A 22,053-nucleotide genomic window follows, 5' to 3' on the forward strand; every position below is an offset into this window, starting at 1 on the left:
GAGAGGAAATCATGCTGGCCGTAGCCAGAAGAACGAGCCGGGAAATTAACATGAGCAGACGAAAAAGTCATTCCACCCGCTTCGTCACATCCAAAAGAATCCCGTTGAATGACCCGTCACCCCAGCGAAGGCTGGGGCCTAAGCCAAGGGCAGCGAGACTCACACAGGCGGGTCGGATGCCAGCCTGCGCTGGCATGACACGATTGATATGAAACTGTTGGCGATTTGGCCCTCGCCCGCGAAGGCCAGGCAAACAGGCTAGCGAGACGCGTGAAACCGGCGAACTACTCCGGTTTCTTAGCCACCCCGACAAACGCCGGACGCAACAGGCGGTCCTTGATCATATAGCCGGCCTGCATTTCCTGCACGATCGTGCCGGGTTCTTCATCATCAGTCGGAACTTCGACCATCGCCTGATGCTGATTGGGATCGAGCGGCAAGCCGACAGAGGCAACGCGCTTGATGCCGTTTTTCTCGAACACCGTTTGCAACTCGCGAGCAGTGGCTTCGATGCCGTTGATCAGGCCCTTCCATTTTTCCTCGTCCTTCACTTCGGCGGGAATGGCTTCGAGCGCGCGGTTCATATTGTCCATCACCGAGAGCATGTCGCGGGCAAAACCGGTCGCGGCATAGGCGCGGGCATCCTGCGCGTCTTTTTCGAGGCGGCGGCGGACATTCTGGGTCTCGGCCTGTGCATAGAGCACCGCCTGCTTGGATTCCGCCAGTTCATTCTCCAGCGCTTCGATCCGGTTGTCGGCATTTTCCGGCTGGGGGGCTTCGCTAGAATTTGAGCCTTCTCCGCCATCTTTCATGCTCTCCGGCACGCCTTCCAACTCGGCTGCTGCCGCGGCGTCGTTATTCTGTTCTTCGGTGTTTGGCTTGGTATCACTCATGGCTTGGGTCACTCTATTTTCATCATTTGGTTAACAAACGCGACAGGCTCTGCGCGGTAAAGTCTACCATGGGTACGACGCGGGCATAATTCAACCTTGTCGGGCCGATTACACCGACTACGCCAACCACCTGTCCGTCGCCGTCTTTGTAGGGCGCCGCTATCACAGATGAGCCGGAAAGCGAGAATAATTTATTCTCCGCGCCGATAAATATTTTTGCCGCCTCCGCGTCGCGGGCATTGTCGAGCAGGCGGGCAATTTCCTGCTTGCCCTCAAGTTCGTCGAGTAGCCGCCGCACCCGGTCAAGATCTTCCAGCGCGCTATTGTCCTTGAGCAGATTCGCCTGACCGCGGACGATCAGCACCGGCCGGTCGGCGGGATCGCGGCTCCAGGTGATCATGCCCGCCTTGACCAGCTCTTCCGACGCCTTGTCGATCGCGAGTTCGCCGGCGCTGATCTCGCGGTCGACGGTTGCCAGAGCCTGGCTGAGCGTCATGCCGCCATAGCGGGCAGTGAGATAATTGCCGGCCTCGACGAGCGCGGATTCCGATACGCCGGGCGGCAGGTCGAGCACGCGGTTTTCGACAGCGCCATCCTGCGACACGAGGATCGCAAGCCCCTGCCCCTCGGATAGTTTGACGAAACTGAATTGTTTGAGCCGTGGCTCGCGCTTTGGCACCAGCACCAGACCGGCGCAGGAGGACAGGCCGGACAGAATCGAGGTCGTGGCACGCAGCGCGTCCTCGACCGGGCCCTGTTCGGTAATCTGGCTCTCGATCGCCTCGCGCTCCTGCTGCGTCGGCACCGCCGCCTGCATCATGCCGTCGACAAACAGCCGCAAGCCCAGTTCGGTCGGCATCCGCCCGGCGCTGGTATGCGGCGCGGCGAGCAGGCCCAGCTCCTCGAGATCCTGCATGACATTGCGGATCGAGGCGGGCGAGAGTTCCAGACCCGGCGCCTTCGAAATGGTCCGCGACCCGACCGGCGCGCCGCTGTCGAGATAGGATTCGACGATGACACGGAAAATGTCCTGCGCGCGGGTGGTCATTTCGGTGATCGGGGTGTTGGTCATGGATATTAGATAGGTGAGTTGTCGGGAGGTTTCCAGCGCGCAATTATTAAAGGATCCGCCCGTCACCAAGCGAACCGATGAGCGGTTGTCTCTCCGCATGCGAGCGGATAGAGACTCCCCAACTCAAACTAAGGAATCACACATGCGACCATCGGGCCGTGCGCCGGACGAAATGCGCGCCATTTCTATCGAAACCGGATTTACCAAACATGCTGAAGGAAGCTGCCTGATCAGCTTTGGCGATACCAAGGTGATTTGCACCGCGAGTATCGAAGAGCGGATTCCGCCATGGCTCCGCGGCAAGGGTGAAGGCTGGGTGACCGGCGAATATTCGATGCTGCCGCGGGCGACCAATACCCGCAATTCGCGCGAAGCGGCGCGCGGCAAGCAGAGCGGCCGGACGCAGGAAATCCAGCGGCTGATCGGGCGGTCTCTCCGCGCCGTGGTCGACATGAAGAAGCTCGGCGAACGCCAGATCACCGTCGATTGCGACGTCATCCAGGCCGATGGCGGCACACGGACAGCCTCGATCAGCGGTGCCTGGGTTGCGCTGCGCCTCGCGGTCAACGGTTTGCTCGACATGAAGCTGATCAGCGAAGATCCGATTGAACAGAAAATCGCCGCGATCAGCTGCGGCATATTCGACGGCACACCGGTGCTCGACCTCGACTATGACGAGGACAGCAACGCCGGCGCCGACGCCAATTTCGTGCTGACCGGCGATGGCAATATCGCCGAAGCGCAGGCGACCGCCGAGGGTCAGACTTTTGATGACGAAGGCCTGATGCGCTTGATGCGGCTGGCGAAAATCGGCTGTGGCCAGATTTTCGAAGCGCAGGACAAGGCGGTCGGCTAGGATTTGACTACAAGAACCACCGTTCGCCCTGAGCCTGTCGAAGGGCACTTCTCCTCGAGAGGTGCTTCGACAAGCTCAGCACGAACGGAATATGATCCTCTCCCATAGGGAGAGGCAACAAGCCTTGGCAATTCATTGCCTTAGGCGCAGTCGGTGAGGGGTTAATCCCTTCGAAGGTTCCAACCCCTCACCGAGTTCCACTAGCGAGCAAGCTCGCAAGTTTCACTTGCCTCTCCCTGTGGGAGAGGATGACTGGAAAGCGAATGCCCATGACCACCCACCGCAAACTCGCCCCCGGACGCCTCGTGATCGCCAGCCATAATCAGGGCAAGGTGCGGGAAATCCGGGCGTTGCTCGAACCTTATGGCATCGAGCCGGTATCGGCGGGCGACCTCGATCTGCCCGAGCCGGAAGAAACCGGAACGACCTTCGCTGAAAACGCGCTGCTCAAGGCGCGGGCGAGCGCGGAGGGTTCAAATTGCGTGGCGCTGGCCGATGACAGCGGGCTGTGCGTCGCGGCGCTGGGCGGCAAGCCGGGGGTTTACACCGCCGACTGGGCCGAGCGGCAGTGGTTCGAGGGCGAGCCGGGCCGCGACTGGTATATGGCGATGGGCAAGGTCGAGGGAAAGCTGGCCGAACAAGGCCCGGATGTCGACCGCAGCGCCTATTTTGCCTGCACATTGGCGCTGGCATGGCCGGATGGCCATTCGGAAGTTTTCGAGGGGCGCGTCGAGGGCAATCTCGTCTGGCCGCCACGCGGGGCGCTTGGCTTCGGCTATGATCCCGTTTTTCAGCCGATTGGTTTTGAAGAAACATTTGCCGAGCTCGATCCGGCGCAGAAACAGGCGATGAGCCACCGGGCGGATGCGTTTCGGAAACTGGTTGCGGCTTGTTTTTGACCTGTCACTCCAGCGAAGGCTGGAGCCCAAACCGATGATCGCGAGACTCCTTTAGGCGGGTTGAATGCCGCCTCTTGCCGTTCGCACTGAGCTTGTCGAAGTGCAGCTCTCAGCGAATAGATGTCCTTCGACAGGCTCAGGACGAACGGGTTGACGCAATCAGTTTGAACCGGTCACCGCAGCTGTAGCCTATCCCTTCAACGGATCCCGCCCCACAATATTCCCCGCCGGACCATAGCGGCAGACCAGGAAATCGTCACGCGCATTGCTCGCCACCGCGCAGCCCACCCGCAGGCTGGTCGGCCAGATGATCTGGGTATAATGGGCGACATCGCCCCAGGTGCCAGTGGTGCTGCTGTCCGGGAACAGCCCGCGCTTGAAATAGCGGTCCTCGTCGACCCAGTGGCCGATCATTTCGCCATAGCTATAGGCATCGCGGGTGCCCATCCAGAGATTCTCGCCCTGCCGCGGGCTGCGACCGGTCTGCGGGTCATGGGCAAATTTACCGGTGCGGGCCAGAGTTGCGGCATAAACGGCAGCGTCCTTGGCCAGTTCCGCATTCCAGACCAGTTTCGGCGCGCCGACCTTTGCCCGCGCGTCATTATGCGCCCGCATCATCGCGCTTTGCAATCGAGTCTCGCCGCGCGGTGCCGGCGCCATGCTGGTACGTTCTTCCACCACCGTGGTCGGCGCCGGATTGTGCGACGTCCCGGCGGAACAGGCGGCAAAGGCTGGCGTGATTAGAAGGATCGGGCTAAGGGCGCGGAATATATGCATGAACGGGCCTCTACAACGGAAAATCTGAACAGGAGTGATATGGGGCCTCTCGCCCTCTATATCCACTGGCCGTTCTGCGTCTCCAAATGTCCCTATTGCGATTTCAACAGCCATGTCCGCGATCAGGTCGATGTCGCAGCATGGCAGAGCGCGTTGCTTGCGGATATGGCGCACGAGGCGGCACTGGTGCCGGGGCGCAAGCTGTCGAGCATCTTCTTCGGCGGCGGCACGCCCTCGCTGATGCCGCCCGCACTGGTCGAAACATTGATCGCGGCAGCGGAGCGCCACTGGGGTTTTGCCGATGATATCGAGATCACGCTGGAGGCCAATCCGTCCTCGGTCGAGGCGGCAAATTTTCACGATCTGGCCGGCGCCGGCGTCAACCGGGTGTCACTCGGTCTGCAATCTCTGGATGACCAGACGCTCGAATTTCTCGGTCGCGCCCATGATGTCAACGAAGGCCTCGCCGCGCTCGACACCGCGCAACAGGCGTTCGAGCGGGTCAGTTTTGACCTGATCTACGCCCGCCCCGGACAGTCGCTGGACAACTGGCAGGCCGAACTGGACCGCGCATTGAGCTTCGGCACTGGCCACCTCTCGCTCTATCAGCTCACAATCGAACCGGGGACGCGGTTCGAGACATTGGTGCGCACCGGCAAGCTGGTCCCGGCCGATGATGACCATTGCGCCGATCTGTTTGAACTGAACCGCAATATCATGACGGCAGCCGGCCTGCCCGCCTACGAGATCAGCAACCACGCGAGGCCCGGTCAGGAAAGCCGCCATAATCTGACCTACTGGCGCTATCAGGACTATGTCGGCATCGGCCCCGGCGCGCACGGGCGGCGGCTTGAACAAGCGACCGAGCGGCACAAGAAGCCGGAAAATTTTCTCTCAGCGGTCGAACGCAACGGTAATGGCCTGAAGGTCGAACAGCCCCTGTCGCCCGAAACACGGGCAATGGAAGCGCTGATGATGGGGCTGCGACTGGCCGAGGGCGTCGATCTGGCCGATCTCCAAGCGAAGACAGGGCTGCCGGTCGCGGCAATGGTGGATGGCGCGGAAGTGGAGAAACTTTGCGGGCTTGGCTTTGTCGAGCAGCGCGAGGGTCACCTGACGATCCTGCCCAAGGGCATGCCTTTGCTTGATGCGCTGCTGCCGAAGATTATCGCGCTGTAATTTCCTCTCCCATGGGGAGAGGCAACAAGCCTTGGCAATTTATTGCCTTAGGCGCAGTCGGTGAGGGGTTTTATCCCTCGCGACTGTTCCAACCCCTCACCGAGTTACGCTTGTGAACAAGTTCACAAGCTTCACTTGCCTCTCCCTATGGGAGAGGAAGCTCTAAGGGAGAGGAAAGTTGGATTTCAATTGTGGGTCTGCTAGACTATCACCGTTCGCCCTGAGCCTGTCGAAGGGTGGATAGACGCCCTGCATCGATCCCCGCCTTCGCGGGGACAGGCACGCACAGCACGAACGGGTTTCATGGCCGATAGCAGTCAAACACTCATCAACGACTTCGCCCGTCACCTCCGCGACGACCGGCGGCGGTCGCAGCATACGGTGCGCGCCTATGTGATTACCGCCGAGCGTTTCTGTGCCTTTCTGATGGACCATATCGGCGGCGGTGTCGGCGCGGACGAGATCAGGGCGCTGCAACAGGCGGATATCCGTTCCTATCTCGCCTATCGGCGCGGAGACGGGCTGACCAACAACAGCGCGGCGCGGGAATTGTCGGCGTTGCGGGCGTTCCTCAGACATGTCGGCGGCGATGAGGCACAAATCCCGAAGATCAAGGGTCCCAAGGTCAAGCGCGGCGTCCCGCGACCGGTCGCGCCCGATGACATATTGGCGCTGGCCGGCGACGCGCAGGACAGCGCCAGCAGCGACTGGGTCGGTGCGCGCGACTGGGCGGTGCTGCTGTTGCTCTATGGTTCGGGCCTGCGGATCAGCGAGGCGCTCGACCTGACCGCCGACGCCCTGCCCCTGACCGACACATTGCGGGTCACCGGCAAGCGCAGCAAGGTCCGGATCGTGCCGCTGCTACCCAGGGTGCGCGAGGCGATCGAACATTATATCGACCTGTGCCCGCATGTTATGGAGCCGGGCGAGCCCATTTTCCGCGGCAAGCGCGGTGGTCCGCTCTCCCCCAATCTGATCCGCCGCGTGGTCCAGCAGGCACGGACCAAGCTCGGCCTGTCCGACAGCACCACGCCCCACGCCCTGCGCCACAGCTTCGCGACGCATTTGCTGGCGGGCGGCGCGGATTTGCGGAGCCTGCAGGAATTATTGGGGCATGCGAGCCTGAGTTCGACACAGGTCTACACGGCGGTCGATGCGGCGCATTTGCTGGATGTGTATCAGAATGCGCATCCGAGAGCATAATACAATTTGTTGTTCGACAATTTGCACTTACTGAGTATCAGATTGAATGGACGAAAAACTCTATTATGCTGGCCTATCTCACGTAACCTATGATGGCCAACCATTTGATCTCGGTCATGGGATCACACTTCGCACAACCTATGCCCACTTGTTTTCCACGCAAATGATGGCCTTTGAACGAGCTGAACAAGGAAAAGCTCATCCTGCACCATGGCGAGCAGCAAGAGGCGGATTTCAATTCGATATAGAAGCAGAAATTGGGATACCTAGGAATCTGGAGATACCTAGCAAACAAAAACCGGAAGAAATCATCTGGCTAATCGCAGCTCTGTTGAGATTGATCAAATATCCGTATCTGGCAGTTCCAGTTATTTCAAACCATGCGTTTATCTCGGCAAAAGAAATCGACGACCCTGTTTTGACTCCATTTGAACAGGACCCTCGCATACTTATGGCTCCCGGTGGACAGCCAGTTGCTATCAATCCTGAGCATTTGGAATGGGTCAAATCTGTATGGCCAAAAACTGCAATGCTATCAAAACAAAACAAGTCGTTTGGCTCTGCCCTGCGTGCGGCTGACGGATGCACTTTGAGTAATCCTCAAGCGCCAATGCTGTTAACGGCTTGGGGGGCATTGGAAGAACTTTTCTCACCCTCTCGCACAGAACTCAAATTTCGCACCTCTGCAAATATATCTGCCTATCTGGAGCCAATCGGGCCAAAAAGATTGGAGCTCTTCAAAGGCATCGCGAAGCTATATGATGTTAGATCTAAGGCAGCCCATACTGCACGTAGCACCGATCCAGGAGATCTTGTGAGCAGCTATATCATTCTGCGAAACTGTCTCGTGAAGATGATTGACAACGGCACCATTCCAACAAATTCGGATTTTGAAGAACTAATTTTCGCTGGCTCAAGTCATGAGGATCAAAGCAATCCTTAATACGATGGATCAAATTCCCTCTTGCAACCCCACTTCAATAGCCTCCGAGTCCCCTCAACCACCCTTCGGCCGCCAGAAAATAATCCGCCAGACATAGATCACGATCAGCAACCCGATCACGCCCAGTGACACAGGTCCGAGATATTGCCCGATATCCTCGACATTCTGCTGCAGCGTATATCCGGCGTAGACCAAAGCGCTGTTCCACACGGCGGCGCCTGCGCTGGTCGCGAGGATGAAGCGTTTGTGCGACATGCCGAACAGGCCGGCCGGGACGGAAATCATCGTTCGGATATTGGGAATGAAGCGGGCGACAAAGACGACCCACTGGCCGTGATTGTCGAAAATCCGGTCGATCCGGTCGACCGTTTCGACGTCGAGCGTCAGCCAGCGACCATGTTTGCGGACGAAGGCGCGCACATCATCTTCGTTCCAGTGACGCCCGACCATGAACCAGACATAATTGCCGGCCAGCGAACCGACTGTGCCGACCAGCACCAGCCATGCCGGGTGGAACGTCCCCTGCCCCACGCCGACGCCGCCCAGGCCCATGATCAGCTCGGACGGGATTGGCGGGAAGATATTCTCCAGCGCCATCAGCAGCGCAATGGCCCAATAGCCGCCCTGCTCGATCAGGTCTGTGACCCAGCTGCTCATGCTGCGCTGTCCGGCGCGGATCTATTGCGCAGCAAGCCGTCGCTCGATTGCGTCCCAGATCATGCCAGGCGTATCACTGCCGTTGAACTTGTCGATCGCGACAATGCCGGTCGGCGAGGTCACGTTGATTTCGGTCAGCCATTTGCCGCCGATCACGTCGATGCCGACGAAGATCAGGCCGAGCCGTTTCAGGTCAGGCCCCATCGCGGCGCAGATTTCCTTCTCACGGTCGGTCAGCTCTGCCGCTTCGGCATAGCCGCCCTGCGCTAGGTTGCTGCGGAATTCGCCTTCGCCGGGTTTGCGGTTGATCGCGCCTGCGACTTCGCCGTCGATGAGGACGATGCGCTTGTCGCCCTGATGCACTTCGGGGAGGAAGGGCTGGACCATATGCGGCTCCGGCCAGGTCTGGTTAAATACCTCGAACAAGGCGCTGAGATTGCTGCCATCTTCCGGCACCAGAAAAATCGCCTTGCCGCCATTGCCGTGCAGCGGCTTGACCACAACCCCGCCATGCTCGGCCTGAAAGGCGCGCACTTCGTCGAGGTCGCGGGTGATCAGGGTTGGCGGCATGAACTGGGCGTAGTCGAGCACATAGACTTTCTCCGGCGCGTTGCGGACGGAGACGGGATTGTTGACTACCAGAGTCTCGCCCTCAATCCGCTCGAGCAAATGGGTCGCGGTGATATAGCCGACGTGGAACGGCGGATCCTGACGCATCAGCACAACATCGACATCGCTGCCGAGGTCGAGTTTCACGGGATCGCCGAAGCTGAAATGGTCACCCTTGACCGGCTGTACTCTCACCGGATGGGCGGGCGTGGTCAGGCGGCCATTCGCCTGCAGGGTCAGGCCTTTCACATCATAATGGAAAATCTGGTGCCCGCGTTTCTGGGCGGAGAGCATCAGCGCGAAGCTGCTGTCTCCCGCGATATTCACGCTTTCCATCGGGTCCATCTGTACGGCGATTTTCAGGGTCATTTCTATTCCTTAGACATTTTCGCACCCGCTTACCGTTCGTGTCGAGCGTAGTCGAGACACATAGGCATTGCGGCAAGCGTCTCTCGACTTCGCTCGAGACGAACGGGGGAGATGTGTTTCTAACCATTCGTCCCCCGCTTGTCGAAGGGCCTTTTTGTTTAGCGGGGCAAAGAGAAAGTTCGATCCGCTTTCCGTTCGTGCTGAGCCTGTCGAAGCATCTTGACCGTCAAACCGCCGCAAGTCCGATAGACGTCCTTCGACAGGCTCAGGACGAACGGATTGTTGGATTCTAGAACCCGTGCCAGACATTGGGCAAATGGACCGGCAGCCGTCTCGGGGCGATAAGGATCACGTCGATGCGGGCGTCTTCACCCTTGGTGCAATATTGCGGATAGAGTATTTCCACCGCATCGGCGACGCGCTGCAGCCGTTTCAGGTCGATCGCCTGTTCCAGATCCTCCAGCTTCGTGCGCGCCTTCACCTCGACAAAGGCGACCAGTCCGCCGCGTTTGGCGACCAGATCGACTTCGCCGCGCGGGGTCCGCACTCGCTCATCCAATATACGCCAGCCCTTGAGGCGCAGAAAGCGGGCTGCGGTCTTTTCGGCCTGGCGACCCCGTTTCTCCGCCGCCTCGCGCTTCATTTTTAGGACTGCCGTTCGTGATGCTGGGAACACCGTTCGTGCTGAGCCTGTTGAAGCATTCGGTCCGCCAAGGCACCACACGGCCGATAGAGGCCCTTCGACAGGCTCAGGACGAACGGCGCGGGGGCCGTAAGCGTTCATTTCTGGAAACCCGTTCGTGCTGAGCTTGTCGAAGCATTTGGTCCGCCAGGGCACCGCTTGGCCGATAGAAGTCCTTCGACAGGCTCAGGACGAACGGTTTGCGGGTCTCGGAGTTTCATTTTTCCGATTTCCAGCGGTTGGTCAGTTCGTAGAGCGCCTTGCGGTCGGTGTTGAAGGCCTTTGCGACCTCGCCCGCTGCCTTTGAGGCAGGCAACCGCTCCAAAGCCTCGCGCAGCGCTGCCTCGATATCCGCTTCGCTGGCTGGTTCCGGCGCGCCCGGCGGGCCGATGATCACGACGATCTCGCCTTTCGGCTTTTCCATGCCATAGCGGGTGGCAAGCTCGCTCAGCGAACCGGTCACGGCTTCCTCGAATCTTTTGGTGATTTCACGGACGACCGCCGCCTTGCGGTCCCCCAGCACGGCCAGCGAGTCGGCCAGCATCGCGCCCAGCCGGGAGCCATTCTCGTAAAAGATCAGACTGGCATTGAGAGTCTTCAGCGCGGCGAGAGATTCGCTCCGTGCCTTGGACTTGCTCGGCAAGAAACCTTCGAAAAGAAACCGGTCGCTGGGCAATCCGGACAGCGTCAAGGCCGCAATCGCGGCGCTAGGGCCGGGAATCGTGGTGACATAAAGATCGGCCGCCTGGGCATCACGGACCAGCTTGTAGCCGGGGTCGGAGATCAAAGGCGTCCCCGCATCGCTGACCAGTGCGACAATTTTACATCGCACCGCGTCCAAAATAGCGTCGCGGTCGGCCGCCGACTTATGGTCGTTATAGACCATCATTCTCGCCTTTTTCCCGATATGATTCAACAGCTTGGCAGTAACTCTTGTATCTTCGACCAAGATGATATCCGCGCTGGCGAGGGTTTCCTCGGCGCGGCGGGACAAATCTCCAAGGTTGCCGATTGGGGTGGCAACGATATAGAGACCGGGTTGGGTAGGAGCAGACATATGACGGTCATGGCAGACAAGGTGTATCAAGGACAAGATCAAAGCAGGAGACGCCGCTTTTTGAAATGGGCGGGCGTGTCCGCATTTGTCCTGCTGGCCGGTTGCGAAACCATGGTCCCGCGCGGTGCAGAACCGGCACCGACCGCCACCCCGACGCAGCCATCGGTGACCGCAGGCTTGCCGGAAGATCAGAAACATCACCGCATCGCTCTGCTGGTGCCGCTATCCGGTAAGAATGCCGGTGTCGGCCAGTCGCTCGCCAATGCCACCACCATGGCGCTGCTCGATACCAAGGCTGAGAATATCCGCATGACCAGCTATGACACGGCCAAGGGCGTGACCGCGGCGGCGCAAAGCGCAATCCGCGACGGCAACAAGCTGATCATCGGTCCGCTACTCAGCGACAATGTCGTCGCAACCGCCAATATTGCCCGCCCAGCCGGCGTTCCGATATTGAGCTTCTCGAACGACAGCGGTGTGGCTGGCAACAACGTCTATATCCTTGGCCATATTCCATCACAGTCGATTAACCGGGTCGTTGCATATGCCAAGTCGAAAGGCATGACACGCTTTGCGGCGCTGGTGCCCAATGGCGTCTATGGTCAGCGGGCTTCTTCGACTCTACTACGCAGCGTGAAGGATGTCGGCGGCACGGTGGTGTCGATCCAGACCTTCAATCGCGATTCCAAGTCGATCGAGGCCGCGACCAAGAAGCTTCCACAGAATGGTGATTTCGAAGCGGTACTGTTGGCCGACAATGGCGACATGGCGATCAAGGCCGCCCCCTATATTCGCAAAAATGCCAGCGGCACCGCGAAAATTCTCGGCACCGACCTGTGGAATACCAGCAGCAATCTGGCCGGCGCGCCCTCGATGCGGGGCGCCTGGTTCGCCAGCGTTTCCGACAGCCTGTACAAGCAATATGCCGACAAATATCGCGCCCGCTATGGCAAGGCGCCCTTCCGGCTGTCTAGCCTCGGCTATGACTCGGTACTGCTGACGGTCAAGGTTGCCCGCGACTGGAAAGTGGGATCACCCTTCCCGATCAACAAGCTGACCGACAAGGGCGGCTTCATCGGCCTCGACGGCGTCTTCCGGTTCAAGGCCGACGGCATTTCGGAACGGGCTCTGGAAGTTCAGGAAATCCGCAACGGCAGCTTTGCCGTGGTTGATCCGGCACCCAGAGGTTTTTGATAGAACTCTTGATCATCGGTTTTTGAAAAAAGCTACGCCATCCTGAACTTGTTTCAGGACCCCTTGATTTAGCGCACTGCCGTTGGAGGTCCTGAAACAAGTTCAGGATGACGAATTAATTCCGGATAAACTCAGCCGATATTCTGACCGGTCGATTGCCAGTCCTTGAGAAAGCCTTCGAGTCCCTTGTCGGTCAGCACATGTTTGAACAGACCGCGGATGACATTGGGCGGCATGGTTCCGACATCGGCGCCGATGCGGGCTGACTCGAGCACATGAATAGGGTGGCGGATCGAGGCGACCAGGATTTCGGTGTCGAAAGCGTAATTGTCGTAGATCAACCGGATATCTTCGATCAGCGTCATCCCATCGAGACCATTGTCATCATGACGTCCGACGAACGGCGAAATAAACGTGGCGCCGGCCTTGGCCGCGAGCAACGCCTGATTGGCCGAGAAGCAAAGCGTAACATTGACCATCGTGCCTTCGCTGGTCAGCGCCTTGCAGGTTTTCAGACCATCGATGGTCAGTGGCACCTTGATGCAGACATTGTCGGCGATCTTGCGCAGCACTTCTGCCTCTTTCATCATCGTTTCGTGATCGAGCGCGATCACTTCGGCGGAAACCGGTCCGTCGGTCAGGCCACAGATTTCCTTGGTCACTTCCATGATATCGCGACCGGACTTCTTGATCAGCGACGGGTTGGTGGTGACGCCGTCGACCATGCCGGTCGCGGCAAGGTCGGCGATTTCCGCGGTATCGGCGGTATCTACAAAGAATTTCATCGGTCTGGCTCCAGAAATAGGAAAAAGGCGGCTGTTACGATTTGCCTATCCGCTTTCCGCGCGGCGTGAAACTGCGCCCCCCGCTTTCCTGGCAGAAAGCTGTGGATAGATTGGGGGAAAATTGCGGGACAAAATGCCGCTAAAATGCCTTTCCGACGCCCAGCACCGCAATCAGCAGAGGATCATTGGTTGCGCGCGGGTTGGCGCGAATCGATTCTTCCTGCGCGCCGATCGAGCGATAAATGGCGTCGCTGACCTGATTTGCCACATCGCGACTGAGGGTGGAAAAATCGACGTTGGTCGCTTGCGACAATACCAGATTGATGATTTCATTGTCGAACAGCTTCAAACCATTGCCAATGCCCGGCAATATCCGCTCGACCAGGGTATTGCCCAACTGCCGCTGCAACAGGCTGGTCGCCGCTCGCGGTCCGCCATTGATGATCGCAGTAGCGTCGGCGACACTCATATTGCGGATCGTTTCCGCGACGATAGGAGCGGCAAGTTCCGCGCCCGTTTCTGCCGCGCGGTTGACCTGTTTCAGCAAGCGGTCCTGGATCGCCTTGGAGCGCAACAGGGCCGTTGCGACGCTGGTCACCCGCGATCCGCCCAGCGAGTCCGGAACCGCAATCCTTGCCACCTGACTGTCGAAGAAACCGTCCGGCTGCATCAGTTCGGCGAAGGCATTCTGGGATGACAGGGTCAGCAGCCGCTTGACCGCTTCCGTGAGGCTCAGGCCTGGCAGGCTGGAACAGCCGGGTAGCGCGATCAATCCGGCGGCGGCACCAAAACCCAATATTGCTCTGCGATGATAGATCATTCTGCCTCTCCCCTTTTCGTCAATGCAAGAATGACGAATGATGTTTCCATGCCTATAGCATGAATATGAATCGTGTTCGTGTACTCCTGCTTAACGCCGCCCTCGGCCCGCTCGATTACCGGGTACCGGATGGCATGCAGGTCGAGCCGGGCTCGATCGTCATGGCACCGCTTGGTCCGCGTAAAATGCCCGGCGTCGTGTGGGAGGCAGAGAGCTTTCCAGTTGAAGAAATCGACCCAAAAAAATTGCGACCGCTGCTGGAAGTTCGCGATGTACCGCCCCTGCGCACGCCATTGCGGCGATTGATCGAATGGACAGCAGATTATTATTTCGCCTCACCGGCATCGGTTCTACGCATGGTTCTTTCCAGCGGAGCCGCCTTTGCCGACAATCGCCCGATCAGCGAATATCGTCTGAACGGCAATGTGCCGGACCGGATCACGCCGCAGCGTCAACAGGCGCTGGAGAAGCTGATCGGCGTACAGGGCACTATCAGCGAACTGGCTTTTAAAGCGGGCGTTTCTGTCGCGGTCATCCGGAGACTGGAAAAGCTCGGCGTGTTTGACCGGGAAGAGGTCTCCCCTTTCGCCACCACCGCCAATCCCTCGCCCGATTTCGACATGGTCGACCTCAGCGAGGATCAGCAAGATGTCAGCAATATATTGATCGAGGCGGTGCGCGCTGCGCAGTTCAAGCCTTTTCTGCTCGACGGCGTGACCGGATCGGGCAAGACCGAAGTCTATTTCGAGGCTGTGGCCGAAGCGCTGCGGCTGGACAGGCAGGTGCTCGTGTTACTGCCGGAAATCGCCCTCACCGAACCATTTCTCAACCGCTTCCATGCACGGTTTGGGGCCGAGCCGCTGGCCTGGCACAGCGGCATGAAACAGTCGGAGCGCAAGAAGAACTGGCGGGCGCTGGCCGACGGCAAAGCCAAGGTGATCGTCGGCGCGCGCTCGGCGCTGTTCCTGCCTTATGCCAATCTTGGCCTGATCATCGTCGACGAGGCGCACGAAACCAGTTTCAAGCAGGAAGATGGCGTCCGCTATCATGCGCGCGATGTCGCAATCATGCGCGGTTTGCATGAAAAGATACCGGTCATTCTCGCTTCCGCCACTCCGGCGATCGAGAGCCAGCATCAGGTCGAACAGGGCAATTATGAACTGCTCGAACTGCCGGCACGTTTTGGCGCGGCGACGATGCCCGACATTGAGGCACTCGACCTTACGCAGGATGTGCCGCCACGCGGAAGCTGGCTGGCACCGACGCTGGTCCACGCATTGGAGGACAATCTTGAGCGGGGCGAGCAGTCGCTCCTGTTCCTGAACCGGCGCGGCTTTGCGCCGCTGACCCTGTGCCGGACCTGTGGCCACCGCATTGACTGCCCCAATTGCACCGCCTGGATGGTAGAACATCGCCTGACCCGCCGCCTCGCCTGTCACCATTGCGGACATGTGATGCCAATCCCAGAGAAATGTCCCGAATGCGGCGACGAGGACAGCCTTGTAGCCTGCGGCCCCGGCGTCGAGCGCATTTGCGACGAGGTCAAAATGCTCTTTCCGCAGGCACGCACCGCAATCGTCACGTCGGACACCATCTGGTCGCCGCAAAAGGCAGCCGATTTCGTCAACCAGATGGAGGCCGGAGCGATCGATATCGTGGTCGGCACCCAGCTGGTGACCAAGGGCTATCATTTCCCCAATCTCACGCTGGTCGGCGTGATCGATGCAGATATTGGTCTGGAAGGCGGGGACTTGCGCGCTGCCGAGCGCAGTTTCCAGCAGATCGCGCAGGTTGCGGGCCGCGCCGGACGGGCAGAAAAACCGGGCCATGTCTATGTCCAGACCCGGATGCCGGGTGCGCCGGTGATCCAGGCCCTGATCAAGAATGACCGGGAAGGCTTTTACGCGGCCGAGATTGAGGCGCGTCGCCAGGCGCTGGCCCCTCCTTTTGCACGATGGGCGGCGATCATCGTCTCATCCGAAGACAATAGCGAGGCAATGGAAACCGCGCGCCTGATAGGGCAGACAGCACCGAAGCTCGATGGTTTCTCGGTCTTCGGCCCCGCTCCCGCACCGCTCGCCATGCTGCGCGGTCGACATCGCCACCGACTGCTGGTCCATGCGCTGCGTTCCGTCGACCTGCAGCATATCATGCGCGACTGGCTGGAACAGCTCGAATGGCCGCGCGCTGTCCGCGTCGGGGTCGATGTTGATCCCTATAGTTTTGTTTGATTTCCGGGACAGCAAAGGAGAATGGGGGCAGAGATGCCAACCGGCTCGATATCGGTTTTGCCTTGCTGGCGCGCTGGCTCGCTGGCGCTAGCAACTATCCCGACCCCTACTTTGAAAAGGAGGGGCGAAAGAAGTTCAAAAGTCCTTTGAATATTACGCGCATTTAACGCATGAACCCATCCATGATAAAAAAACTCACCCTCATCCTTTCCATCATCGCTGCCACATTGGTTGCCGGCACCGCCCAGGCCGATCCGGCCGATATCAGCGCCGCAAGTCGTTCGGTTGTCCGTGTCGTTCTAGCCGCAAAAGATGGCGACAAGGTTGCCTTCGTCGGTCATGGCAGCGGCTTTGCGGTTGCACCCGACAAGATCGTAACCAATGCCCATGTCGTCGAGATTGCACGGCAGGAATCCTCTGTTGTCATCGGCATCATCCCCTCGCAGGGCGGAACCAGCTATGGCGGAAAGATTATCGCTTATTCGCCGGGCAATGATCTTGCTCTCATCCAGGTACTCGACGGCGGAAGATTGCCACCGATGACGATTTTTGGTGGTCCGGTTGGCGATGGCGCCGATGTGGTGGCGATCGGCTATCCGGGCTCAGTCGACCGGGCACAGGGGCTTGATCTCGATGACCTGATCAACCCGATGTCGCCGGTCAAGACCACGGGCACTGTTTCCGGTGGTCGCACGACCAAGCAATTTGACACCATCCTTCACACGGCCCCCATTGCATCGGGCAATAGCGGCGGACCGCTGATCGACAATTGCGGCCGGATACTGGGCGCGAACAGCTTTGGCTCCATCAGCGATGGCAATGACGCGGAATTTGGCTTTGCCGTATCGGCGCGGGAAATATTGAGTTTCCTGCGCAAGGCCGGCGTAAAAGCGGGATCGACGGCGACAGCGTGCCGTTCCGCAGCGGAGATCAGCCTGAAAGAACAGCAGCGCGAAGCCGCAGCCCGGGCCGAAGTAGAAGCGGCGAAAGAGGCAGAAGCCGAGAAGCGTCGACTGGCGGAGACAAAATTGCGCACCGCCATAACCCAGGATATTATTGCCGAACGCGAAAACCGGATGGCGATAGCGGCCCTGATGCTGGCGCTGTCCCTGCTGGCTGCGGGCGGCGCTGGCGTTTTGATGGTTCAGGGCAAGCGCAATCCGGCAATCGGGGCAGCGGGCGGAGCAGCTATATTGTTACTTGGCGCTGTCATTGTCTTTCTGTCACGACCGGATTTTACCGAAATCGATGACCGTGTAGCCGAAGCGTTGGAGGCTAACGTGGAAAAACGGACGCCGGAGAAGACAAGCATCGCGGTGTCCGGCAAATATCAGTGTACAATCAACCCGCAACGTAGCCGGATTACCGTGTCCCAGGAGAATGAATTGCCGCTCGAATGGGCAGAAGACGGCTGCATCAACGGACGCACCCAATATGGCCGGGATGGTGCTAAATGGTCCCGGATATTTGTCCCCAATCAGGAGCAGACAATCACGATCAGCAGCTTCCAGCCGGATCGCAGCGAATTTACCGAAGAACGCTATCTGGTGGGACTGGACGCGATGACCAGGGCAAGGGAAATTCGCGCCAAATATGGCAACAAGGCCTGTACCACCGACGTGGAGGCACTGACTGATATTGAGGAAATGGTGAAAGCGATCAGGGCGGAATTGCCATCCCAGGCGAATGAAAGTCTGGTTTATGAGTGCAAGAAGGTGGATAGCTGAACGACCTCCATTGTCAATCGCCGGGCGCCGCCAAGGGAACCAATTGCGGAAAGCCCTGTTGATTGAGGTATAGGCAATGGAAGGCAAACAGATGACCGATGAAACAGCAGTTCCGAAGCAGCCCGATTATTCCGGTCTGAAGGCGGTATTTCTCAACTGCACTCTCACCCCCTCCCCTGCGTTCAGCCACACCGAATGCCTGATGGAGACGGTACGCGCCATCATGGAAGATGCCGGTACGACCGTGCAATCCTTTCGGAGCGTCGATCATGATATAGCCCCCGGCATCTATCCCGACATGACCAAACACGGTTTCGAAAGCGACTCTTGGCCGGCCATTGCCGAAGCGGTGATGGCCAGCGATATCCTCGTCATCGGCACTCCGATCTGGCTTGGTGACGTCTCTTCGGAATGCCGCAAGATCATCGAAAGGCTCTACGCCCATTCCGGCGAGACAAATGACAAGGGGCAATATATTTTCTACGGGAAAACCGGCGGCGTGGTAGTCACCGGCAATGAAGACGGCGTCAAACATTGCGCCATGAGCACACTCTACTCGCTCGGGCATATCGGCTATACCATACCCCCGCAGGCCGATGCGGGGTGGATCGGACCGATCGGCCCGGGCCCTTCTTATGGTGACGAGAAAGACGATGGCTCTCGCGTCGGTTTCGACAGCGATTTCACCCAGCGCAACGCGACATTTCTTGCCTGGAACCTGATGCACACGGCCCATATGCTCAAACAGGCTGGCGGCATTCCCGGCTACGGCAATTCGCGCGAAGCATGGGACGACGGCACGCGCTTTAATCATCCCAATCCCGAATATCGCTGAACTCTGTTTTGCCTGAATGTGCGGTGGGGCTGGACGGTACCGATGGGCGCAGCAGAAAGCGCACTTAATAGTCGGGTTCGCCGCCTCCGAAAACCTTCTCGGCCTGCCCTGTCAGCCAGTTCATCGCAGCGGCCCATGGCTGATGTCCGTGACTGATCCGCGCGACGCCGAGGCTCGCCAGCCGCGCATGGCTTGGGCCTTCGGATGAACGCAAAATATTGACCGGCAAGGGCGATGCGTCACAAATTGTGCCGATGCATTTTTCGTCGCTCAGAAACGGCACAAACAGACTCCCTGCGCCGCTATCGGCATATCGCGCTGCTCGTTCGAGCACCTGCCCTACCAGGGCGTCGCCATCGGTCTCCGCCGATTGACCGCGAAAAACATCGCATCGCGCGTTAACCCAGAGACCGGTCGATCCCGCAGCGGCCACACGCTCGGCAAAGACCGACGGTTCAATCAGCTGGTCTTCTCCCGGCATCCGGTCTTCCATGTTGATTCCGCACGCCCCGGCATCAAAGGCGCGTTGCACTGATCGACGCACTTCGCTGGCATTTTCGCCATAGCCGGCTTCCATATCGATGCTTACCGGCAATTCGGTCGCAGCGACGATCCGTTCAAGAACGACGATCGCGTCATCGAGAGAAAATGCCTCGCCATCGGCGATTCCCTGCGCACCGGCCACCCCGTAGCTTCCGGTCGCAAGAGCCTTTGCCCCGGCTGCCGCAACCGCCGTCGCGCTGCCCGCGTCCCAGATATTGACCAGGATGAGTGGGGCACCCGGAACGTGAAGTTTGCCAAAGGCTTTTATTTTTTCCATCATTTCGCTTCCTTCTCCAGCAAACCCGCTTTTATCTCCAACCCATAAGCATAGCCGCCCATTGTCCCGTCGCTGCGCACCACACGGTGGCAGGGGATCAGGACGGCGACATTATTGGCGCCGTTAGCGCTGCCAACCGCCCGGACGGCTCTGGGTTTGCCGATGGCGGCGGCGATATCGGCATAAGTGCGGGTTTCGCCATCGGGGATCTTGCGCAATTCTTGCCAGACTGCTTCCTGAAAGGCGGTGCCCTGAACATCAAGCGGGATATTGTGGGGGCGTCCCGGTGCCTCCACTTGCGCAGCCACTTCCGCGAATAACGCTGCGAATGCATCGTCTCCGGGCTGCAAATCCGCTTTGGGAAAACGGCGGCGCAATTCCTGTTCGCCTTCGTTGAAGGAGAGACAGCAGACGCCTTTGTCGGTTGCCGCAACCAGCATCGAACCGAGCGAAGTTTCGATACAGGCCCAGTGCACCGTCACCCCTGCCCCGCCGTTTTTCCAGACACCCGGTTTCATTCCCAGTTTTTGGCCCATTTTCTGTTCCTCGTAAAAGCGGGAAGCCGAACCATAGCCCGCATCATAAATGGCTTCGGTCACCGTTGCGCCGCCCGCCAGTGCATCCTTGACCCGCTCGGATCGCAAGGCCCGCGCATAAGCAGCCGGTGACAGCCCGATCTCCCGTTTGAAAATTCGCTGAAGATGCGTGGCGGAATAGCCGGTCAGCACCGCCAGTTCGTCGAGCTTTGGCGCATTTTCGGCGGTGCGAACAGCGTCGATCACCGCCTTCACCGCTGCTTCGTCGCGAGCCACATCATTGGGGCGACACCGCAGACAGGCGCGCAATCCGGCGGCTTCGGCCTGCTCTGCTTTGGCGAAGAAGCGGACATTCTCCCGCTTGGGATGGCGAGCGGCACAGGAGGGGCGGCAATAGATTCCGGTGCTCAGCACGCCGGTGACGAACTTGCCGTCAAACGACCGGTCGCGGGCCTGCACGGCGTCCCAGGCTTTGTCGCTATCAATTTGGCCGCGCTTCATGATTCGAACCTCTTTACCCGCGCGGCAAAGCATCCGTGCGCTGCGTTATGCACATCTATATAGGCAACCGCCTCCAGTTCAAATAGCCTGCGAATCACTTCGTCCGCCTCTCCGGGCAACGCCAGAACCGCCGTCTTCAACATGGCATCCTCGCCAAAGGCACGCATTGCCAAATTGCGCCCCTTGAAAACCGGAGGAACGGCGTCGGTATAGTGCGCCGCTGCGGACAATCCTGTCCGAACAAATATCGCATATCCGTTCCGGTAGGGCGAATCCACATCATGCGACATGTGATGAAACAATAACACCTCTTCCCCGACTTCTGCATCTTCCAGCGATATCCGGCATGGAAAGCCGGGTTTGGATGTTGCAATCATTTTTGCTGCGCGGAGCGATGACAGCTCTGCATCAGTTGCATTTTCAAAGGCTGTGGCAATATCCGGACTCAGCCCGGTGATTTGATACGTCATAGGGATTCTCCATCGCTGATTGATGAAATCCGTCTAAATGGAGGGGATGGTCGCCGCGTCCCGTATCTTGCGTTCAAAGTAAAATATTATCTGACGGATAATTGAAACCCGCAAAAAACCGACGCTTTCTCATCCTATGCAAATGATTCCCAAAGCCATCTTGCATCGCAGCAAAATGGTTGCTAGACGCCGCGCATCCGTGGGCGGAATCGCAGGATTTTCGGCCATTAAGCGGACCATTTCATGAACGGTTTTCAGACCATATTTCGGTCAGGGAGAAGCAAACGCGTGGATCATTCCAGCGGCATCAGAGCGAGTTTAGCGGGGCGTTACGCCACCGCTTTGTTCGCGCTTGCAGAAGAGAATAAAAGCATCGATGCGGTGCAGGCCAGCCTGGCGACATTGAATACGGCGTTGGCCGAATCGGATGACCTGAAGGCGCTGGTCAGCAGCCCTGTCCTGTCCCGGGAAGATGCCGGCAGGGCTATCGCGGCCACCGCCAAGGCACTGGGCCTCGACAAATTGACGACCAATATGCTCGGCGTGCTCGCGGCGAACCGTCGTCTTGACCAGATACCGGCCGTCATTCGGGCCTTTTCCACGCTGGCTTCAGACCATCGTGGCGAGATAACCGCAGAAGTGACATCAGCGCATCCGCTCGATGACAAGCAGATCAAGGCGCTCAAGGCGCAACTCAAGAAACGCGTGGGAAGCGATGTTAGCGTTTCCACCGCAGTCGATCCGTCCATTTTGGGCGGGCTGGTCGTGAAAATCGGCAGCCAGATGATCGACAGCTCGATTAAAACCCGTTTGAACACCCTATCGCAGGCCATGAAAGGCTAAAGGAAGAGATACATGGATATTCGCGCCGCAGAAATTTCAAAGGTCATCAAGGACCAGATCGCCAATTTTGGCAATGAAGCCCAGGTTTCCGAAGT

The 22,053-nt window shown here is 58.9% G+C and carries 22 protein-coding genes; 10 read left to right on the forward strand and 12 right to left on the reverse strand.

The window, feature by feature from the left end; translation table 11 throughout:
• Positions 1 to 284: 284 nt before the first annotated feature.
• Together grpE and hrcA are read right to left on the reverse strand one after the other, a co-directional pair.
• Positions 285 to 893, reverse strand: a complete 609-nt coding sequence (gene grpE / locus ACN0VD_RS16060) for a nucleotide exchange factor GrpE (RefSeq protein WP_417596086.1) — start codon at positions 891 to 893, stop codon at positions 285 to 287.
• A 22-nt stretch (positions 894 to 915) separates the two neighbouring features.
• Positions 916 to 1,965 carry a heat-inducible transcriptional repressor HrcA gene (hrcA, locus tag ACN0VD_RS16065; protein WP_417596088.1) on the reverse strand — a complete coding sequence of 350 codons (1,050 nt, stop codon included), beginning with the start codon at positions 1,963 to 1,965 and terminating at the stop codon, positions 916 to 918.
• Positions 1,966 to 2,107: 142 nt separating this feature from the next.
• On the opposite strand from hrcA, the gene rph reads away from it, so the two are divergent.
• A complete protein-coding gene (gene rph, locus ACN0VD_RS16070; RefSeq protein WP_417596090.1) occupies positions 2,108 to 2,821 on the forward strand; it encodes a ribonuclease PH in 714 nt (237 codons plus the stop codon).
• A 269-nt stretch (positions 2,822 to 3,090) separates the two neighbouring features.
• Entirely contained in the window at positions 3,091 to 3,720 is a 630-nt protein-coding gene (gene rdgB, locus ACN0VD_RS16075; RefSeq protein ID WP_417596092.1) for an RdgB/HAM1 family non-canonical purine NTP pyrophosphatase, read from the forward strand.
• Positions 3,721 to 3,909: 189 nt separating this feature from the next.
• On the opposite strand, the gene ACN0VD_RS16080 is transcribed toward rdgB, so the two are convergent.
• Entirely contained in the window at positions 3,910 to 4,497 is a 588-nt protein-coding gene (locus ACN0VD_RS16080) for a CAP domain-containing protein (protein ID WP_417596094.1), read from the reverse strand.
• On the opposite strand from ACN0VD_RS16080, the gene hemW reads away from it, so the two are divergent.
• The 3 genes from hemW (at position 4,492) to ACN0VD_RS16095 (ending at position 7,822) form a co-directional block, all read left to right on the forward strand.
• Positions 4,492 to 5,676, forward strand: coding sequence for a radical SAM family heme chaperone HemW (gene hemW, locus ACN0VD_RS16085; RefSeq protein WP_417596096.1), 1,185 nt, complete (start codon positions 4,492 to 4,494; stop codon positions 5,674 to 5,676). The two genes, ACN0VD_RS16080 and hemW, sit on opposite strands and share 6 nt — an antisense overlap.
• A 303-nt stretch (positions 5,677 to 5,979) precedes the next feature.
• A complete protein-coding gene (locus ACN0VD_RS16090) occupies positions 5,980 to 6,879 on the forward strand; it encodes a tyrosine recombinase XerC (RefSeq protein WP_417596098.1) in 900 nt (299 codons plus the stop codon).
• A 46-nt stretch (positions 6,880 to 6,925) separates the two neighbouring features.
• Positions 6,926 to 7,822 (forward strand): hypothetical protein, encoded by an 897-nt coding sequence (locus ACN0VD_RS16095; protein ID WP_417596100.1) that lies wholly within the window; start codon positions 6,926 to 6,928, stop codon positions 7,820 to 7,822.
• A 54-nt stretch (positions 7,823 to 7,876) separates the two neighbouring features.
• Here the strand turns inward: ACN0VD_RS16095 and ACN0VD_RS16100 are convergent, their stop codons facing one another.
• The 4 genes from ACN0VD_RS16100 to rsmI all read right to left on the reverse strand — a co-directional run bounded on the left by ACN0VD_RS16100 (position 7,877) and on the right by rsmI (position 11,196).
• On the reverse strand, positions 7,877 to 8,479 hold the full coding sequence (locus tag ACN0VD_RS16100; RefSeq protein WP_417596102.1) for a DedA family protein: 603 nt from the start codon (positions 8,477 to 8,479) through the stop codon (positions 7,877 to 7,879).
• Between the two features lie 21 nt (positions 8,480 to 8,500).
• Positions 8,501 to 9,457 (reverse strand): glutathione synthase, encoded by a 957-nt coding sequence (gene gshB / locus ACN0VD_RS16105; protein WP_417596104.1) that lies wholly within the window; start codon positions 9,455 to 9,457, stop codon positions 8,501 to 8,503.
• A 289-nt stretch (positions 9,458 to 9,746) separates the two neighbouring features.
• The gene (locus ACN0VD_RS16110; protein WP_417596106.1) at positions 9,747 to 10,100 is read right to left on the reverse strand and encodes a YraN family protein; all 354 of its coding nucleotides are present in this window, start codon (positions 10,098 to 10,100) and stop codon (positions 9,747 to 9,749) included.
• Positions 10,101 to 10,356: 256 nt separating this feature from the next.
• Positions 10,357 to 11,196, reverse strand: coding sequence for a 16S rRNA (cytidine(1402)-2'-O)-methyltransferase (gene rsmI, locus ACN0VD_RS16115; protein WP_417596108.1), 840 nt, complete (start codon positions 11,194 to 11,196; stop codon positions 10,357 to 10,359).
• Between rsmI and ACN0VD_RS16120 the strand changes: the two genes are divergently transcribed.
• Positions 11,197 to 12,390 carry a penicillin-binding protein activator gene (locus ACN0VD_RS16120; RefSeq protein WP_417596110.1) on the forward strand — a complete coding sequence of 398 codons (1,194 nt, stop codon included), beginning with the start codon at positions 11,197 to 11,199 and terminating at the stop codon, positions 12,388 to 12,390.
• A gap of 131 nt (positions 12,391 to 12,521) precedes the next feature.
• Here the strand turns inward: ACN0VD_RS16120 and fsa are convergent, their stop codons facing one another.
• Complete coding sequence (gene fsa, locus ACN0VD_RS16125; protein ID WP_417596112.1) at positions 12,522 to 13,175, reverse strand: fructose-6-phosphate aldolase; 654 nt, start codon at positions 13,173 to 13,175, stop codon at positions 12,522 to 12,524.
• A gap of 139 nt (positions 13,176 to 13,314) precedes the next feature.
• On the reverse strand, positions 13,315 to 13,995 hold the full coding sequence (locus tag ACN0VD_RS16130; RefSeq protein ID WP_417596114.1) for a DUF4197 domain-containing protein: 681 nt from the start codon (positions 13,993 to 13,995) through the stop codon (positions 13,315 to 13,317).
• A 65-nt stretch (positions 13,996 to 14,060) separates the two neighbouring features.
• Between ACN0VD_RS16130 and ACN0VD_RS16135 the strand changes: the two genes are divergently transcribed.
• The 3 genes from ACN0VD_RS16135 (at position 14,061) to ACN0VD_RS16145 (ending at position 18,788) form a co-directional block, all read left to right on the forward strand.
• Positions 14,061 to 16,226, forward strand: a complete 2,166-nt coding sequence (locus ACN0VD_RS16135) for a primosomal protein N' (RefSeq protein ID WP_417596116.1) — start codon at positions 14,061 to 14,063, stop codon at positions 16,224 to 16,226.
• 182 nt (positions 16,227 to 16,408) lie between these two features.
• Entirely contained in the window at positions 16,409 to 17,953 is a 1,545-nt protein-coding gene (locus tag ACN0VD_RS16140; RefSeq protein WP_417596118.1) for a trypsin-like peptidase domain-containing protein, read from the forward strand.
• Positions 17,954 to 18,044: 91 nt separating this feature from the next.
• Entirely contained in the window at positions 18,045 to 18,788 is a 744-nt protein-coding gene (locus tag ACN0VD_RS16145) for a flavodoxin family protein (RefSeq protein ID WP_417596119.1), read from the forward strand.
• Between the two features lie 64 nt (positions 18,789 to 18,852).
• On the opposite strand, the gene ACN0VD_RS16150 is transcribed toward ACN0VD_RS16145, so the two are convergent.
• From ACN0VD_RS16150 to ACN0VD_RS16160, 3 genes are read right to left on the reverse strand one after another with little or no spacing between them, the layout of a single operon-like run.
• A complete protein-coding gene (locus ACN0VD_RS16150) occupies positions 18,853 to 19,611 on the reverse strand; it encodes an isocitrate lyase/PEP mutase family protein (protein WP_417596121.1) in 759 nt (252 codons plus the stop codon).
• The gene (ada, locus tag ACN0VD_RS16155; protein WP_417596123.1) at positions 19,608 to 20,645 is read right to left on the reverse strand and encodes a bifunctional DNA-binding transcriptional regulator/O6-methylguanine-DNA methyltransferase Ada; all 1,038 of its coding nucleotides are present in this window, start codon (positions 20,643 to 20,645) and stop codon (positions 19,608 to 19,610) included. The genes ACN0VD_RS16150 and ada overlap by 4 nt, the downstream gene beginning before the upstream one ends.
• Entirely contained in the window at positions 20,642 to 21,115 is a 474-nt protein-coding gene (locus ACN0VD_RS16160; RefSeq protein WP_417596125.1) for a DUF1203 domain-containing protein, read from the reverse strand. Before ACN0VD_RS16160 ends, ada begins: the two co-directional genes overlap by 4 nt.
• Positions 21,116 to 21,403: 288 nt before the next feature.
• Here ACN0VD_RS16160 and ACN0VD_RS16165 point away from each other — a divergent pair, with 288 nt between their 5' ends.
• Entirely contained in the window at positions 21,404 to 21,958 is a 555-nt protein-coding gene (locus tag ACN0VD_RS16165) for a F0F1 ATP synthase subunit delta (protein ID WP_417596127.1), read from the forward strand.
• Positions 21,959 to 22,053 lie beyond the last annotated feature (95 nt).

The sequence above is a fragment of the Parasphingorhabdus sp. genome, from assembly GCF_048267785.1.
In the GTDB taxonomy this organism is placed as follows: domain Bacteria; phylum Pseudomonadota; class Alphaproteobacteria; order Sphingomonadales; family Sphingomonadaceae; genus Parasphingorhabdus.